The sequence below is a fragment of the Lewinella sp. LCG006 genome (assembly GCF_040784935.1).
Classification (GTDB): domain Bacteria; phylum Bacteroidota; class Bacteroidia; order Chitinophagales; family Saprospiraceae; genus Lewinella.
Genome location: NZ_CP160680.1, coordinates 324,512 through 339,811 on the forward strand (window position 1 = coordinate 324,512; position 15,300 = coordinate 339,811).

14 protein-coding genes are annotated in these 15,300 nt (G+C 46.3%); 12 read left to right on the forward strand and 2 right to left on the reverse strand.

All coding sequences use genetic code 11. The features are described from left to right. Positions 1-28: 28 nt before the first annotated feature. The 8 genes from AB0L18_RS01060 (at position 29) to AB0L18_RS01095 (ending at position 8,008) form a co-directional block, all read left to right on the forward strand. Positions 29-493: a transposase gene (locus AB0L18_RS01060; RefSeq protein ID WP_367388547.1), complete on the forward strand. Its 465-nt coding sequence runs from the start codon at positions 29-31 to the stop codon at positions 491-493. Further along, positions 493-1,047 carry a transposase gene (locus AB0L18_RS01065; RefSeq protein ID WP_367388546.1) on the forward strand — a complete coding sequence of 185 codons (555 nt, stop codon included), beginning with the start codon at positions 493-495 and terminating at the stop codon, positions 1,045-1,047. Before AB0L18_RS01060 ends, AB0L18_RS01065 begins: the two co-directional genes overlap by 1 nt. A 231-nt stretch (positions 1,048-1,278) precedes the next feature. After that, on the forward strand, positions 1,279-1,701 hold the full coding sequence (locus AB0L18_RS01070) for a hypothetical protein (RefSeq protein WP_367390737.1): 423 nt from the start codon (positions 1,279-1,281) through the stop codon (positions 1,699-1,701). A 45-nt stretch (positions 1,702-1,746) separates the two neighbouring features. Next, positions 1,747-1,914: a hypothetical protein gene (locus AB0L18_RS01075; protein WP_367390738.1), complete on the forward strand. Its 168-nt coding sequence runs from the start codon at positions 1,747-1,749 to the stop codon at positions 1,912-1,914. A 457-nt stretch (positions 1,915-2,371) separates the two neighbouring features. Continuing rightward, on the forward strand, positions 2,372-3,583 hold the full coding sequence (locus AB0L18_RS01080; protein WP_367390739.1) for a phosphatidylserine decarboxylase: 1,212 nt from the start codon (positions 2,372-2,374) through the stop codon (positions 3,581-3,583). Between the two features lie 506 nt (positions 3,584-4,089). Further along, a complete protein-coding gene (locus tag AB0L18_RS01085; protein ID WP_367390740.1) occupies positions 4,090-4,842 on the forward strand; it encodes a DUF5995 family protein in 753 nt (250 codons plus the stop codon). A 214-nt stretch (positions 4,843-5,056) separates the two neighbouring features. After that, positions 5,057-6,346 carry a DUF2341 domain-containing protein gene (locus AB0L18_RS01090; protein WP_367390741.1) on the forward strand — a complete coding sequence of 430 codons (1,290 nt, stop codon included), beginning with the start codon at positions 5,057-5,059 and terminating at the stop codon, positions 6,344-6,346. A gap of 231 nt (positions 6,347-6,577) precedes the next feature. Then, positions 6,578-8,008: a redoxin domain-containing protein gene (locus tag AB0L18_RS01095; protein WP_367390742.1), complete on the forward strand. Its 1,431-nt coding sequence runs from the start codon at positions 6,578-6,580 to the stop codon at positions 8,006-8,008. Between the two features lie 113 nt (positions 8,009-8,121). On the opposite strand, the gene AB0L18_RS01100 is transcribed toward AB0L18_RS01095, so the two are convergent. Continuing rightward, a complete protein-coding gene (locus AB0L18_RS01100) occupies positions 8,122-9,012 on the reverse strand; it encodes a hypothetical protein (RefSeq protein ID WP_367390743.1) in 891 nt (296 codons plus the stop codon). A 184-nt stretch (positions 9,013-9,196) separates the two neighbouring features. Between AB0L18_RS01100 and AB0L18_RS01105 the strand changes: the two genes are divergently transcribed. Then, positions 9,197-9,895 carry a hypothetical protein gene (locus tag AB0L18_RS01105; RefSeq protein WP_367390744.1) on the forward strand — a complete coding sequence of 233 codons (699 nt, stop codon included), beginning with the start codon at positions 9,197-9,199 and terminating at the stop codon, positions 9,893-9,895. A gap of 155 nt (positions 9,896-10,050) precedes the next feature. Continuing rightward, positions 10,051-12,057: a transglutaminase domain-containing protein gene (locus tag AB0L18_RS01110; RefSeq protein WP_367390745.1), complete on the forward strand. Its 2,007-nt coding sequence runs from the start codon at positions 10,051-10,053 to the stop codon at positions 12,055-12,057. Positions 12,058-12,241: 184 nt separating this feature from the next. Here AB0L18_RS01110 and AB0L18_RS01115 read toward each other — a convergent pair whose 3' ends face one another. Further along, positions 12,242-12,511, reverse strand: a complete 270-nt coding sequence (locus tag AB0L18_RS01115; protein WP_367390746.1) for a hypothetical protein — start codon at positions 12,509-12,511, stop codon at positions 12,242-12,244. A gap of 164 nt (positions 12,512-12,675) precedes the next feature. On the opposite strand from AB0L18_RS01115, the gene AB0L18_RS01120 reads away from it, so the two are divergent. Continuing rightward, a complete protein-coding gene (locus tag AB0L18_RS01120) occupies positions 12,676-13,836 on the forward strand; it encodes a homogentisate 1,2-dioxygenase (RefSeq protein ID WP_367390747.1) in 1,161 nt (386 codons plus the stop codon). Between the two features lie 226 nt (positions 13,837-14,062). Next, positions 14,063-15,298, forward strand: coding sequence for a fumarylacetoacetase (gene fahA / locus AB0L18_RS01125; protein WP_367390748.1), 1,236 nt, complete (start codon positions 14,063-14,065; stop codon positions 15,296-15,298). Positions 15,299-15,300 lie beyond the last annotated feature (2 nt).

Here is a 15,300-nt window from a genome sequence, read left to right on the forward strand (position 1 = left end):
ATATTCTTGTGTACCAAATACTTAAGTCGTGACAGCTACTGAGCACAAAGAACATATTCACAAAATCATTTATCGCCTTGCGGAACAGGGATTAACACAAAAAGATATTGCCCTTGCGACGGGTTATACCCAGGCAGGAATAAGCCATACGCTTGCCAAAATCAAATCCGCGAATGGTGTAGAAAACTACAAAGTAGGCAAGCCTAGTGGTAGACCAGCAAAGCTTAAACGTCATCAGCGACAAGAATTGAAGAGGTTGCTAGCCAAAGGAGCTAAGGCCAATGGTTTTCCAAGCGATGGTTGGACTCGGATGAGGATTCAATCCTTTATAAGTGTTCGTTTCCAAGTAGATTATAGCCTTCCTCATATTAGTAGGTTAATGACCAGACTAGGTTACAGTCTTAAGCAGCCTCAAGTCAAAGACACTAGACAGCGTTCTGAACAAATAGCTTATTACGAAACAGAAGTAATCCCGGAGCTAAAAAAAAACTAATGGAGCCAGATCAAAACATCGTTTTTGTAGATGAGAGCAGCTTTTGTAGTGCCTCTAGTTCTACTAAAGTCTATGAATTGATTGGACATAGTCCGGTACTCAAGGAAGTAAACAGTGTAACTGAAAGAGTTTATGCCATTAGCGGCATAACACCACGAGGAGAGTTGTTTAGTGAGGTTTACCGCACTGCTATTAGCACGAAGCAGATCATCGCTTTTTTAAAACTTTGCCTGAACAAAATGGAAGGTCAACTCAATATCATTTGGGACAATGCAAGTATCCACAAGAGTAAAGAGCTAAAACATTTTTTACGATCAGATTCACAAGCACGTAATCGCTTACAACTCTATTCAACCCCTGTATACTGCCCCCAGTACAACCCTGACGAACAGGTTTGGAACTTCTTGAAATCGGAATTCCTAAAGCACCGCTGGTGCAAAACTAAGAGCCAGCTTCACAAAACGGTAGAGGCTGGGCTGGAATACTTAGCGATGATGCCAGATAGAATCCGTGCGGCTTTTAGGCATTCCGATGTCAAAATAATGGAATATTAATTTTTTACGTACTTACCTATAAACCCGACCCTACGGAGCGGAGCGGCGGACAGCCTGGTACCGATCACAAACAATCATTGCATTAATCAACTCATATTCAATAGAGTCGCAAGCTCCTCGGGGTTTCGCGATTCTTTTCTAACAGCTTCGCTGCCGCTTTCAGACCAAACAAATGGGTTAGACTCCTACAAGTTTTTTTGGCTAATTGTTGCACCTAAACGATTTAGAAGAATGAGAATGACAAGCGTGCTACTCGTATTTATTGGGGGGATTTTCGTTAGTTGTGACGCTAGCGAAACGCCAGAAAACCCCGAAAACAAGGAGATTACTACTGCGAAAGTCACTCAGGATACGGCATCGCAGCCAGTTCCTCTGGCTTTAGAAATTTCTCAAGGGGATTCCGATCTCATTGTTAACGATTACTTGAAAGAAGCTTTATCGCCAATCAGAGAAAACTTTCGCCGAATTAACACGAAGGAAAATTGGACGACTATTGACAGCATAGCGTTAGAAGAAAGCACGGAAGGAGGTGAGGCTCTCTTCTATTATGATAACGACCAATTAAAAAAAATAGTGGCCCGTCATTTTGGAGAATTGGGACAGCAACTGAATGAATATTATTTGCTCGCAGATGAACTTTCTTTCGTTTTTTAACGAACACTTCATTACGATCGCCCCATTTATGATGATGATTCCACCATGGTAGAGGACGATGCTATTGACGAACAACGCTCCTATTTTCTCAAGGGAGAATTACTTCATCAACTGGCTAGTGGAGATTGCGGTGCTCCGTTTTCAAAAGATTATTTACTTGAGGAAGAAAAACGCATTACTGCTGAATATGCTCATTTACTGAAACTCAAGTAGAAATACCCTTGCGTACTCGCTTTCTTTTTGTGAATATTGCTTTGGTAGTTTGGAGTCCTCAAAGGACGATATATGCTAAGATGATCCTCTGGGCGAGGATCGACGGAATGTCTTCCGCCGGTAACGCATGCCGTCCTTTCAGGACTTTCGTGCTGCGGGGATAGTCCTGAAAGGACGATATATACAGGGGTAGGATGTGAGTCCTACCGCGGGTCTAGTCCTGATAGATGCGTAGAATCTTGGTGCGCAAGGCGTAGCCTGGAGCGCGGGGCCCGGATCCCGATGAAAGATCGGGAAAGGCCAAAGGATGGTAGTCGCTCTGCTCCGCTCCGTTGCGTCGGGTTTTATACCCGACTACGGAGCGGGGAGCAGAGCGACCGACAGCCCGGTGCCGATCCCGGCATGGCCCCAAACAATCATTAAATTAATCAACCCATATTCATCAATAAAAGTAATTATGAAAAATACCGTACTGTCTTCCAACGATCCGGTCATTGACAAGCTGTTGAAAAAGCTGGCGAAGGATAAGAAGCTGGCAAATTTGCTTCTGGCTTCGCTGGATAAGGCCCGTAAAAAAGCCAAGAAAAGCCTCAATGAGCAACTCTTCAAAGCCTTAGACTGGCCTTTGAAATTGGAGACTTACCAAAAATACCTGGAAGAGTTTGCGCGATGGATTCCTCAACAAAGTAGCGACCCCGCCTGGACCGCACCCGGTACCGATGAACAGCAGGAGGTGTACGACCGCTTGTGCCATTTTTATTACCTGATTGATCAGCCAGTGGGACCAAAAGACACGGTCATTGTACAGAATCTGCCCTGGTTTTCGAAGTGGTTGGTGGAATACGCCAACGATTGGGGAAGCTTCCTGGACTCCACAGAATCCTTCAATGATGATATCCTGAATTCCTTTATCAATGACTCGCCAAAATACGAGGTGGAAAACTCGATGGTCAATGGTAAGCCCAATAGCCCAAGTGGGTGGTTGACGTTTAACCAGTTTTTTGCCCGCGAGCTCAACCCAGGGCTGCGCCCGATTGCTGATCCCTTCGACAACACCGTGGTGGTGAGCCCGGCCGACTGCACCTACCGCGCCCAATACCGGATAGGGCCAGATTCGACGATTGAGGAGGTGACGGTGAAAAAAACGCACAAATACGCCAGTATCAAGGAGTTGCTTAAAGGCAGTGAATATGCCGATGCTTTTGCCAATGGTCATTTTGCCCACTATTTCCTGGGGCCTTATTCTTATCACCGTTTCCACTTGCCCGTATCAGGGGTAGTGAAGGAATGCTACCCGGTGATGGGCAAAGTTTTTCTGGATGTCAACATTACCGATAATCAATTTGATGCGCCTGACAACTCGGAAGGAGCCTACGAATTTTATCAGGCACGTGGCATCATTACCATTGACACCACGAACTCTCCTTACGGCAACGTAGGTATCGTGGCAGTGATCCCTATTGGGATGGCCCAGGTTTCGTCGGTACACATGACGGCTACCCCGGGCGCGAAGATGCTCAAAGGCGATGAGTTTGGGTACTTCCTCTTTGGTGGATCCGATATTATCGTGTTGTTCCAGGATGGTATAGATGCGCTGATTGGAGGCAGCACCGAGTACCATCACTATGGTTCGGTGATTGCGCGCTGTACGGATTTGGATGATTTTTAGGTAGAAACGCTTTCTAAGGTCGGAAGTGGGAGGTGGGAAGTCGGAAGTTTTTGAAGGTTGCTAGGGGATGCTTTTCTTTTTGTCCTCGCGTACCCTATTACTTCCAAATTCTGCTTTACGAAGTCGGAAGTGGGAGGTGGGAAGTCGGAAGTTTTTGAAGGTTGCTAGGGGGATACTTTTCTTTTTGTCCTCGCGTACCCTATTACTTCCAAATTCTGCTTTACGAAGTCGAAAGTGGGAGGTGGGAAGTCGGAAGTTTTTGAAGGTTGCTAGGGGATGCTTTTCTTTTTGTCCTCGCGTGCCCCATTGCTTCTGAATTCTGCTTTACGAAGTCGGAAGTGGGAGGTGGGAAGTCGGAAGTTTTTGAAGGTTGCTAGCGGATGCTTTACCTTGATTCTACTCGCGTGCCCCATTAATTCCGACTTCTGATCTCCGACTTCTCCCCATCTCTGACTTAATACTAACGAAAACCTTACCTTTATCCTCAGTACCACCTTTTATCCATAATGACCATAAATACCATTGACGATGTCATTGCCACCTTGGAATTCATCATCCAGGAATCAGAGACCAACAACAGTACCCAAGGTTATTTTGCAGCCCTTTACCTAAAAGTGACTCGCCAGGTAAAGGCGGGCATTACTGCGGGCGACTTTCAAGACAATGGCCGCATGGAACAACTGGATGTTATCTTTGCCAAGCGATACATTGATGCTTATTTTGACCACCGGCAAGGCAAGACTATCAGTCAATCCTGGCAAGCCGCATTCCTACTAGCGGAAGATTACTGGGCGGTGGTGTTGCAGCACCTGCTCAGCGGAATGAATGCACATATCAGTCTGGATTTGGGCATTGCCGCGGCGGAGGTCATGAAAGGCCAGGATATTCAGCAGCTCCATGGTGATTTTAAGCAGATCAATATCCTCCTGGCGGGGCTCGTTGATCAAGTACAGCAAGAACTGGCAGTGATTTGGCCCAAGCTCCATTGGATACTACGAAAAACCAAGCGGACCAATAAATTCCTGACCGACTTCAGTATGGAAGTGGCGCGGGATGGCGCTTGGCGCTTTGCCCAAAAACTTGCACAAACACCTGATGAGAGGTGGCTTACAGAAATGGAAACCCGAGATGATCGGGTAGCCCGTAACAACAAGCTCATTATTCAGCCGGGATGGTTGATGTGTCTGGCTTTGAAAGTCATCCGCTTGGGAGAACGCGGCACAATACAGCAAAAAATTCAAGGCTTAAATAGGCCATAATCCGAGACAAGAAGCAATTATTGACTACCAATAGGGTAAAAAGAAAATAGGCTCTCTAATGATTCAAGTTCGGATGCCGAGACTTTGAGGTTAACCATGACCAACACCCATAATTCCTCTACCGGAATTCATGGAGTTTTTACCTACCTGTTTTCAGGGGTAAGCGATTGTGAGAAGCCCTCTATTTTTGAGGTTTAATCCTAAAAATTCCCCTATGAAGTACTTTACGCTACTACTCTTTTCGTTTTCCTGCTATTTCCTCCACGCTCAGGATTGCGCGCCAGGCTGGGCTTATTACCACACGGTAAGCATCGACAATAGCCTGGGCGGCAACCTTACCGACTACCAGGTAGCCATTGAACTCAATACTGCTGAGTTGGTTGCCGAAGGTAAACTTCGCGCCGATGGTGCAGATCTGCGAGTGTATACCACCGATTGCACCCTCCTACCCTTTTGGGGCGACAGCCTGGGCTTGAGTACCGCCACCAAAGTGTGGGTCAAGATCCCTAACATCGCTGCTGGCGCAAGTTTAGACATCCAGGTTTACTACGGTAAAGCGGATGCAACTTCAGCTGCTGATGGCGACAACACCTTTATTTTCTTTGATGATTTCTCTTCGGGAATGGTGGATCCTACAAAATGGGAAACCATTGGTGAGTTCGCCACTTTTGAGGTTGTTGACGGAATGCTCAATTACAGTAGTACCGGCAACGTACAGGGATCACGCTTTAAATTTGCACGTACCGTACCTGTTTTTTCTGACGAAGTGATTTTTGACTACGCAGGAGCTGTCACCAACTCCAACGGCTTTGGCTTTAGCAGTAGTACCGGCACCGAGCTGGAGCGTATCCTTTTCCGGCAATCTAATTTTGGCTTTGATACCCTCAATCAGATAGCTTTGATGCAGGATACCCTAAGCAATGGTTTTCAGATTGAAGGCATGTACCCGCTTTTGCGCTTTCCACGCTTTGAATTCAATACAGCATCCATTACTGTTGGTCTTAACAGTGACAATAATCTACGTTTTACCCGCTTTGCGAACGAGGGCACTGGCGATGAAAACACCAATGAATACATTCCCATCCAATTGGAAACGACTGGTTTCCATTTCATCCTGTCCAGTTTCTCCACTTCTCAGACCATTTTCCTGGACAACATCCGTGTGCGTCAACAAACAGAAACGCCTCCAGTAAGCACCAATGGTCCGGAAATTTTCCTCGATCCTAGCCGCCTTACTTCCCTCATTGATCCCAGCCGCGTGCAAGTATTTCCTAATCCTACCACCGAACAGAGCCTCATCAGCATCGACTACCAAGAACCCGTATCGGTGCACATCTTCAATGCGCAAGGCCAGCAGCTGAATAACTTAAGCTTACAGCTAAACCAGGGTGTATCAGCTTCCCTGGTCACCAGACAATTACCCGCAGGCCTCTACATGTTGCAATTTACCCGTTTAGCAAATGGTGCATTGTTGCATACGCGTTCGTTGAGTGTGGTAAAGTAAAAGGAGAGGAAGCGTAAGCTTTACGCCCGCTTAAGTGACGGAACACAAATTACTAAGTAAAATATCCCAAAAATTAATGCAGTTATTGGTATACCCGGAGCACGGATGAGGTGCTTCGGGTGTTTTTTTTATTTGATATCCCATTTTGTTAAAATCATGTCAACGATTTAAGCGTTGTAAGGTCGTCTGCCGAAAAATCTGCATTTTTGCAAAAATGATATTTTCTTAGCTATGCGAATGATAATTACACTTTTATTGGTGACACTCTCACTTACGACTTGGGCCCAGGATGGCTACGAGATCAAAGTAAGCATTGATGGTTACGAACAAAAAGACCTCTACCTTGCCTACTACCTTGGCGAAAAGCAATACATACTCGACACCGTGGCCAGGGCAGAGGACAATAGTTACACCTTCCGGGGAGAGGAAAATCTGGCCGGAGGAATTTACCTGGTAGTGATGGCACCCGACAACCAGTTTTTCCAAATCCTTATCGACGATAAAAATCAGCGCTTCAGCCTAAAAACGGCCATGGGAGAAACCCAACTGGAAAACACCCAGTTTACCAATTCTCCCGACAACCAGGACTTTTACAATTACCTCCTCTATCTGGCTGAGCAACGCGACGAAGGCGAGGAATTCCAAAAGGTCATCAATTCGGAATCCGCTTCCGAAAAAGATAAAGAACGAGCCAAAGAAGCCTTGGAAGACCTAGGGGATAAAGTACTGGTATACCAGAAAAAATTCATCGCAGATCACCCTGGCAGCTTACCAGCAGCCATCATTGAGGCCAACTTGCCTACCGAATTCCCTGAATTTACGGGCACCGAAGAAGAGATCAACAATAAGAAATGGCGTTGGATGCAGCAACACTATTTCGACAACCTTGATCTTGGAGACACGCGCATGTTGCGTACCCCCTTCCTCTTCCAAAGGGTCGACTATTTTGTACAAAAACTACAAGTTCAGCACCCTGATAGTATTGCATTGGCCATTGATTTTATCTTGGAGAAAATGCGGCCTTCAGAAGAAAACTTCAAATTTTACCTGATCCACTTCCTGAATTTCTACGCAGCCTCCAAATTTGTGGGTATGGATGCTGTTTACGTCCACCTGGTAGACAAATACTACGCCCTTGGTCTTGCCCCCTGGACGGAAGAAGAACAACTGGAAAAGATTGTCGACAATGCCAATCGCCTGCGCCCTTTACTCATTGGAAAAACTGCCCCAGACCTCCAGATGGAACGACGCGATGGTAGTAAAATCAACTTGTCTGATGTAGAGTCGCCCTACACGGTACTGTACTTCTGGCGCTACGATTGTGGTCACTGCAAAAAATCAACACCAATTCTGGCCGACTTTTACGAAAAATTCAAAGATCGTGGCGTCAAAATCTTCGCCGGCTGTGCCAAGCTCCGCGACGAAGTACCTGAATGCTGGGACTACATCGACGAAAATGGAATCGGCGAATGGATACATGTCGTTGATCCATACGGCCGCTCCCGCTTCATGACGACCTACGACCTCAAGACCACTCCGCAAATCTACGTTCTGGACAAAGACAAAAAAATCATTTCCAAGCGCCTCGGGGCTGAACAATTGGAAGAACTCTTCAACCGCTTGCTGGAAGAAGAGACACTGGAGATTGAGCGGAGTAAGTAACCGAAAATGGTTATCCGGCGGCGCTACCGCTACTTAGCGTAGAGGGTATAGGGACAGCAATTTATCCTTATACCCTCTCTACGTTTAAGGGCGTGAGTCGTTCTTAAACCCCTCTACCTCCTCACCTTCCTGACCAGCTCCTTCTTCAATACCTTGAGGTACCACTTATTCGTTTTCCCGACAATGTAGGTAGAAGAGGAGTCCGGGATATTCATACTCTGCAATTGAAAATGAGTATAATCTGAAGTTGCCGAACTAAGGGCAAAATGAATATCATTCAGGGTATCTTCTTCTAAAATCAACTGGGGGATCACATAAAATTGGTAAAGTGCTTGAAAAGCACTATCTCGGGCATAGCTACCAAAAGCTCCCCCTGTTGAGTCTACCTTCAGGTAAGGTTCAAAAGCAATCCCTTCCTCCCTTAATCGGGCCAAAACCTCTTCCGGCGACTTCTTCACCTCGTAGGGACTCTGATAAAAACGAACATTTCCAGGCGCATCAGCTACCATGTAATACCACCGAGGTGGGGAGGTGGCCACAAAACTCATGCTGGTGAGCAGTAACAATCCCCAGCTCCACGCGACAGGTTGGAGACGAAGCATAGACCACTCAAATTGCTGTGGCTGCTTTATCATCCACCAGGGCAAAGGCAAAATCACAAAAGCGAGATAGTCCGTATAGTCCACTACCCTGCTGATCGGGATCGGCGCCACCAGGTTGTAATATTCAATAAACGGCGTGGCCAGTGGCGTCTTCCACAAAAAGAAAAACAGTGCACTCCATAAAACGGCACCTTCTTGTAAACGAGGAAACACATACACCAGGCACAGCGGTAGTAACACCAAACCTGCTAAGTCCGACAACTTGCCCGTAAGCACATTCGAGTAGCTAGCTTTCCAAAAATGATCATTCACGATCAATAGAACCAATGCTGCCAAAAAAACAACATTGAGGAGTAGCTCACTTCTACGTCTGGGAAGAAAAATATTTTCAGAAAGTTCCATAAAACATTTAGGCATAAAGGAAGGTTACGAAAGCAATGCTGATAAAACAGCTTTAGCGTACTTCCTATTACGTATTGAATTGGAATTTTATAGTCTACTCATTCTACCCTGATGAGCTTTGTTACTTCTCTTTCCTCAAACGTCTAAATAACCTACCTTTAGGGGCAACAAACTAAAACTTATTATGAAACAATCTATTTATGGACTTCTCCTTGGATTTCTATTCCTAGGTACGGCCTTATCTGCTCAAGTCCTGGATCAGGGCAACTTTATGATCGGTTCTACCGTCGGTTTTTCGGTGGCACAATCCAGCATCAAATTCCAGTCAACGAATATGGACGACGAAGGCGATGGCCCTTCCTCTTCCCAATTCACGCTGGCACCCAACGTCGGTTACTTTCCGGTAGATAACTTTGTGCTCGGACTGGGCATGAACTATACGTTCAGTAGTGTCGACAATCCCAATGAGGACCGCAACGAAGACAGTAACCTTCTCTTTGGCCCTTTCATGCGTTATTACTTTCCCTTTAATGACGATACAGCACTATTTTTCCAAACCGATTTCGGCTTTGGCAATGCCTCCGATGACTTGCTCATTGCTGGTCAGCGCCAGAAGATCACCTCCAACATTTTTGCTTTAGGTATCGGCCCGGGCTTTACCATCTTCTCCGACTCGGCCATTGGTATCGAAGCGCTGTTCAAGTACAACTTTGCTCGTTCTTCATTTGATACCGACATTGCTGGCATCATCACAGAAACGACCACCCGTACCAACCAGTTTGACCTTTCAATTGGGATACAGTTTTATTTTGGTGGTGTACAGAAAGTAGGTTCCAACAGCGGTGGCACTACTCGTCCGACACCATCACGTCCTGGGTTCTAATCAGCTTTTGGGGAATCACTCCCCTGGATGATTTTCCTGGGCCATGCAGTCCTTATGCCCTGTGGGTCAAATTTACGGATTTGACCCACAGGGCATAAGGACTTTTTTTTAAAAAAAATACTATATTGCGATATAAATCAACCTCTTTCTGAACCATGCGTTACTCCTTATTATTGATCCTCGCAGGCCTGGCCTGGGGACTACAAGCCCAAATTGTCAATCCTGACAAAGTCCGTTTTGGAAAATTTTCCGACGAAGAAATTGCATTAAAAACCTACCCACTAGACCCTGATGCGGAAGCTGTTTTTCTTTTTGATGAAGGAAAAAGCTGGATGGACTACGACCCCACTACTGGCGGTTTTGAACTCATGATAGAACGGCACCAACGCATCAAAATCCTGAAAGGTACTGGCGTTGACTATGCCACTTTTGTCTTTTGGCTCGCTAATAGCACCTCTACATCTTCCAAGGAAGAAGTGATCAACATCAAAGGTGTTACCCTCAATACCGCCAATGGCGAACCAGAAGAAACCAAGCTCACCAAAGAAGGTATTTTTGAAGAGGTTATCAGCGATGGCTTGGACAAGGTAACCATCACCTTTCCACAAGTAAAAGAAGGAGCCATTATTGATTTGAAGTACACCTACAAATCTGATTTTGTATCCAGTATTCCTACCTGGTATTTCCAAAGAAGCATCCCTACCGACTACAGTTATTTTGAAGCCGTTTTTCCTGAATATTATTACTTCTCGGTAGACATGAAGGGATTTTACAGTGATCGACTTCAGGAAAACACCGTTGCTGAATTAGGTTCCCGCTCACTGGTTCTTTCCGGTGGCCGCAACGGAAACGAAACCATTAATTTTGGCACGAGGGCCTACCGTTGGGCAGCTAAAGAAATTCCTGGTTTAAAGTCAGAAACGTTTTCGCCAGCTGCCAGGAACTATTTCTTTCGGGTAGATTTTGAACTGGTCAGCGTCAATTTTCCCGGTCAATTTGGTAGAACTTATTCCCACAGCTGGGATGACATCGCTGCTTATTACCGTAAATTTTCGATTAATCGCACTTATCTAGACCCCAAGAAAGAGGTGGCCGATTTGGTCGCAGGTTGGACCAGTGGTGTTGACGCCCCTGCTGAAAAACTTGTCATTATCTATGAGCAAGTTAAAAAACGGTTGGAATGGAATGGCAACTACCGTATTGGCGCAGGCAATTCCCCCTCCAGACTTTTAGAACTTAGTAGCGGTAGCTCAGGCGACCTCAACTACTTCCTGATCAGTGCATTGCGTACCGCAGGAATAGCTGCCAATCCAGTCTTGGTGAGTACCCGCAACAATGGTTACCTATCGTTGACTCGCCCTTCGATTCAGCAATTCAACCACGTCATCGTACAAGCGACATTACCCGAAAATGGCTCCCTTTTATTGGATGCCAGCCAAGACGATGTACCTCTCCCCCTTCTGCCGCTACACAACCTCAATGATCGCGGTCGGCTTATCATGGAGGAATCTTCTACTTGGGTGGACCTAAAAGCACCTTCCGACCATAAAACAGCCCTACAACTAAAACTTACGCTACAGCCCGATGGTACCCTCAGCGGTACCGCCAAATACAAAGCCTCCGGTTATGCGGGCCTGGAAAACCGTAGGGAACTTAAACAGGAAGCAGTCCTCCAACAGCATTTGGAAAAATGGACAGGACAAACCCTTTCGGAAGTAGAAGTTACAGGCTTTGATAACAGCTATAAAGACATCAATGTGAGTGCTCAGATGGATGCTTCTGCTGCCGTGATGAACAATGAAAACCTGTACTATCTCAACGCCATCATAGCTTCTCATTATCCAGAGAATCCACTCACTACCGAAACAAGGCTCTTCCCGATTGATCTGCAAACGCCGCAAGATTATGTCTATGTGCTACAACTCGAACTAGGCGAAGGCATTGTCATTGAAGAGGTTCCAGAATCCATCAACATTGCCCTGCCAGAAGGCAAAGGAAGGTACTCACTCCGATTCATTGAACTCAATGGTAACCTCCAAATCATCGAAAAGCTATCTTTCAATGATCCTTTCTTCTACGCTCAGGAATACGCTGCCCTCAAGAACTTCTTTGACCTTGTTGTAGAGCAACAGCAGGCAATGGTGGTGTTGCGGAAGGAGTAAGTAATGTGAGGTTGGGGAGTAGTAATTACCTGGTGATCAGGACTTTACTTTTAACGCTGTTACTTTAGTGGCTAGTTAAGAACAATAAAGCATTAAAAAAGCATATCGTAGTTCGGAAACTACGATGAGCCTTATATTTTATAGCCTTGCTTTTGTGGCTAATTATGCACAGCAAACGCTTGTCCTAAAACATGGATACCTTCACAAAAATCACTAATAGGCCGTCTGGCTTAGGGTGGGTATGACTCATGTCCGTTGACCGGTCAGATGTTCGTGTATGGGCATCCATGACTTGTTGTAAACGATAGCCCTGGTGAACGTGATCATCGATTAATTGCTGTAGTTTTTTGGCGATCTCTTCTCCCGTCAGTGGACGGCGAGGCGTGGAAGACCATTTAAGATTTCCCTGGTCTTCGATGCTGGATAGAAATTCAACTTTATAGGCATTGCTCATGATGACGTGTTTTTGACTGACCGCAACATACAAATAACTGCGTTGCGTTGTAACTTGCTTTCGACAAAGCTGAATAAAACGCGGATGAAAGATAGCCGTCAAAATATTTGCCATGACAACTATCTGTCTTTATCTTTACACCGTCCTAACCAAATACCATTCTTATGCCCATCTACCACCGTTTAGGTCAGTTGCCCCCCAAGCGCCATACTATTTTTGAAAAACCAGGCGGCGGCTTGTACTACGAACAACTTTTTGGCACCATCGGCTTCGATGGCATGTCGTCGTTGCTTTATCATCATCATCGCCCTACCATGGTAGAATCGGTAGGCGAATCGGTGGATGTAAGCCCCAAGCTAGCGTTAGCCAAAAACATGAAGTCGCGCAAGCTGATTGGTTTTGACGTACCACCACAGGATGATTTCCTGGACAGTAGGGTGACTTTGTTGCTCAATAGCGACATCCATATTGGTCTGGCGGCTCCCCGTAAGTCGATGACGGACTATTTTTACAAGAATGCCGATGCGGATGAGATGCTATTTATCCACCAAGGTACTGGCACGCTGCGTACCCTGATGGGAAATATCCGCTTTGAGTATGGTGATTACCTTATCATTCCACGAGGTATGATCTACCAGATCGAGTTTGACACAGAAGAGAATCGCATCCTTTACGCAGAATCGTTTGACCCTATCTATACCCCCAAGCGCTATCGCAATTGGTTTGGGCAATTGCTCGAGCATTCGCCTTATTGCGAACGTGATTACAAACTCCCTCAAGACCTGGAAACCCACACCGAAATGGGGCAGTTCTTGATAAAAATAAAGAAACAGCAAACCCTGACCGATTACGTCTACCAAGCCCACCCGTTTGATGTGGTAGGCTGGGATGGCTACAATTTCCCTTACGGGTTTTCAATTCATAATTTCGAACCCATTACCGGACGGGTACACCAACCCCCCCCCGTACACCAAACCTTTGAAGCCAAATCCTACGTGATTTGTTCCTTCTGCCCAAGGCTCTACGACTATCACCCTAAAGCTATCCCTGCCCCCTACAACCACTCCAATATCGACTCCGACGAGGTATTGTACTACGTAGACGGCGATTTTATGAGCAGAAATGACATAGGCCCAGGCTACATCACCTTGCACCCTGGTGGCATCCCCCACGGTCCTCACCCCGGCGCCTACGAGCGTAGTATTGGCAAGACCAAAACCGAAGAGCTAGCCGTGATGATCGACACCTTCAAACCACTGCAACTCACGGAAGCAGCAATGAAACTCGATGATGGGAAGTATTTTCGGTCTTGGTTGGAGCATTAGTGATTACGAAAGTCGGAAGTGGGAAATCGGAAGTAGGAAGTAACGCCTAGGATTGTTGGAAAGTGTAAGAGTGTAAAGGTGTAAAAGTTGATTAATTAAAAACATTAACCATCTTTCCATGAGGCTCAAAATACTTCCGACTTCCCACTTCCGATCTCCGACTTTTGGATAACCATTCCTACGAAATCAAACTCCAATTTCATTTTTTTATTAATTCAAATTATCGATGCAAACCTGGCTTAATCCTCCCCCCAACACCGACTTTTCCATCCACAACCTCCCTTTTGGTATATTCTCGACCAAGGATCTCAGTCCGCGAGCGGGTATTGCCATTGGGGATCAAATTGTTGACCTCTGCGAAATGGGGCAGCAAGGCTACTTTGCTGACCTGGGGTTCGACAGCTGGGTATTCGAACAAACAAGCCTGAATCGTTTTATCGGGTTGGGCAAAAAGACAACCAACAGGGTACGAACCAGGGTGCAAGAATGGCTCTGCGACGAAAGCTCGCCACTGGCCAAGCACAAAGCCGGATTGGTACCACAAAGCCAGGCACAGATGCACCTACCGGTGCGCGTGGGCGACTATACCGATTTTTATTCGAGCATTGAGCACGCCACCAATGTGGGCATGATGTTTCGCGATCCTGAAAATGCTTTGCTGCCCAACTGGAAGCATATCCCAGTAGGTTATCACGGCAGAGCTTCCTCTATTATTCCTTCAGGTACGCCTATCCATCGGCCCAAGGGCCAAGTCATGCCCAATGGTGCAGACAAGCCTGTCTTCAAAGCCAGCGGTCGTCTGGATTTTGAATTAGAGATGGCCTTTATTATTGGCAAAGAAAATGAGCTGGGCCAACCAGTAAGCACCTCCGAAGCAGAAGATTATATTTTCGGAATGGTGGTTTTCAACGACTGGTCGGCACGCGATATACAAAAATGGGAATACGTACCACTAGGGCCATTCCTGGGTAAGAATTTTGCATCCTCGGTCTCACCTTGGGTCGTAACCATGGAGGCACTGGCTCCCTTCCGCGTGGATGGCCCCGTGCAAGACCCACCCGTACTCCCCTACCTCGAATACCAAGGGCAGCACAACTACGATATTCAACTATCCGTAAGCATTCAAACCGAGGACGGTACCGAGAACATTGTGAGCCAATCGAACTATAAATACATGTACTGGAACATGCTACAGCAGCTGGCCCATCATACCGTTAATGGTTGTAATATGCGTATTGGTGACATGCTGGCATCGGGTACTATTAGTGGTAAAGACGCCAGTGCTTATGGCTCCATGCTGGAGATTTCGTGGTCCGGCAGCAAGCCCGTCACGCTCGCTAATGGTAGCACCAGAACTTTTATTGAAGACAATGACACCGTGATCATGAAAGGACACGCGGAGAAAGATGGTATCCGGGTAGGATTTGGTGAAGTACGTACCAAGGTATTGCCCGCAAAATAGAG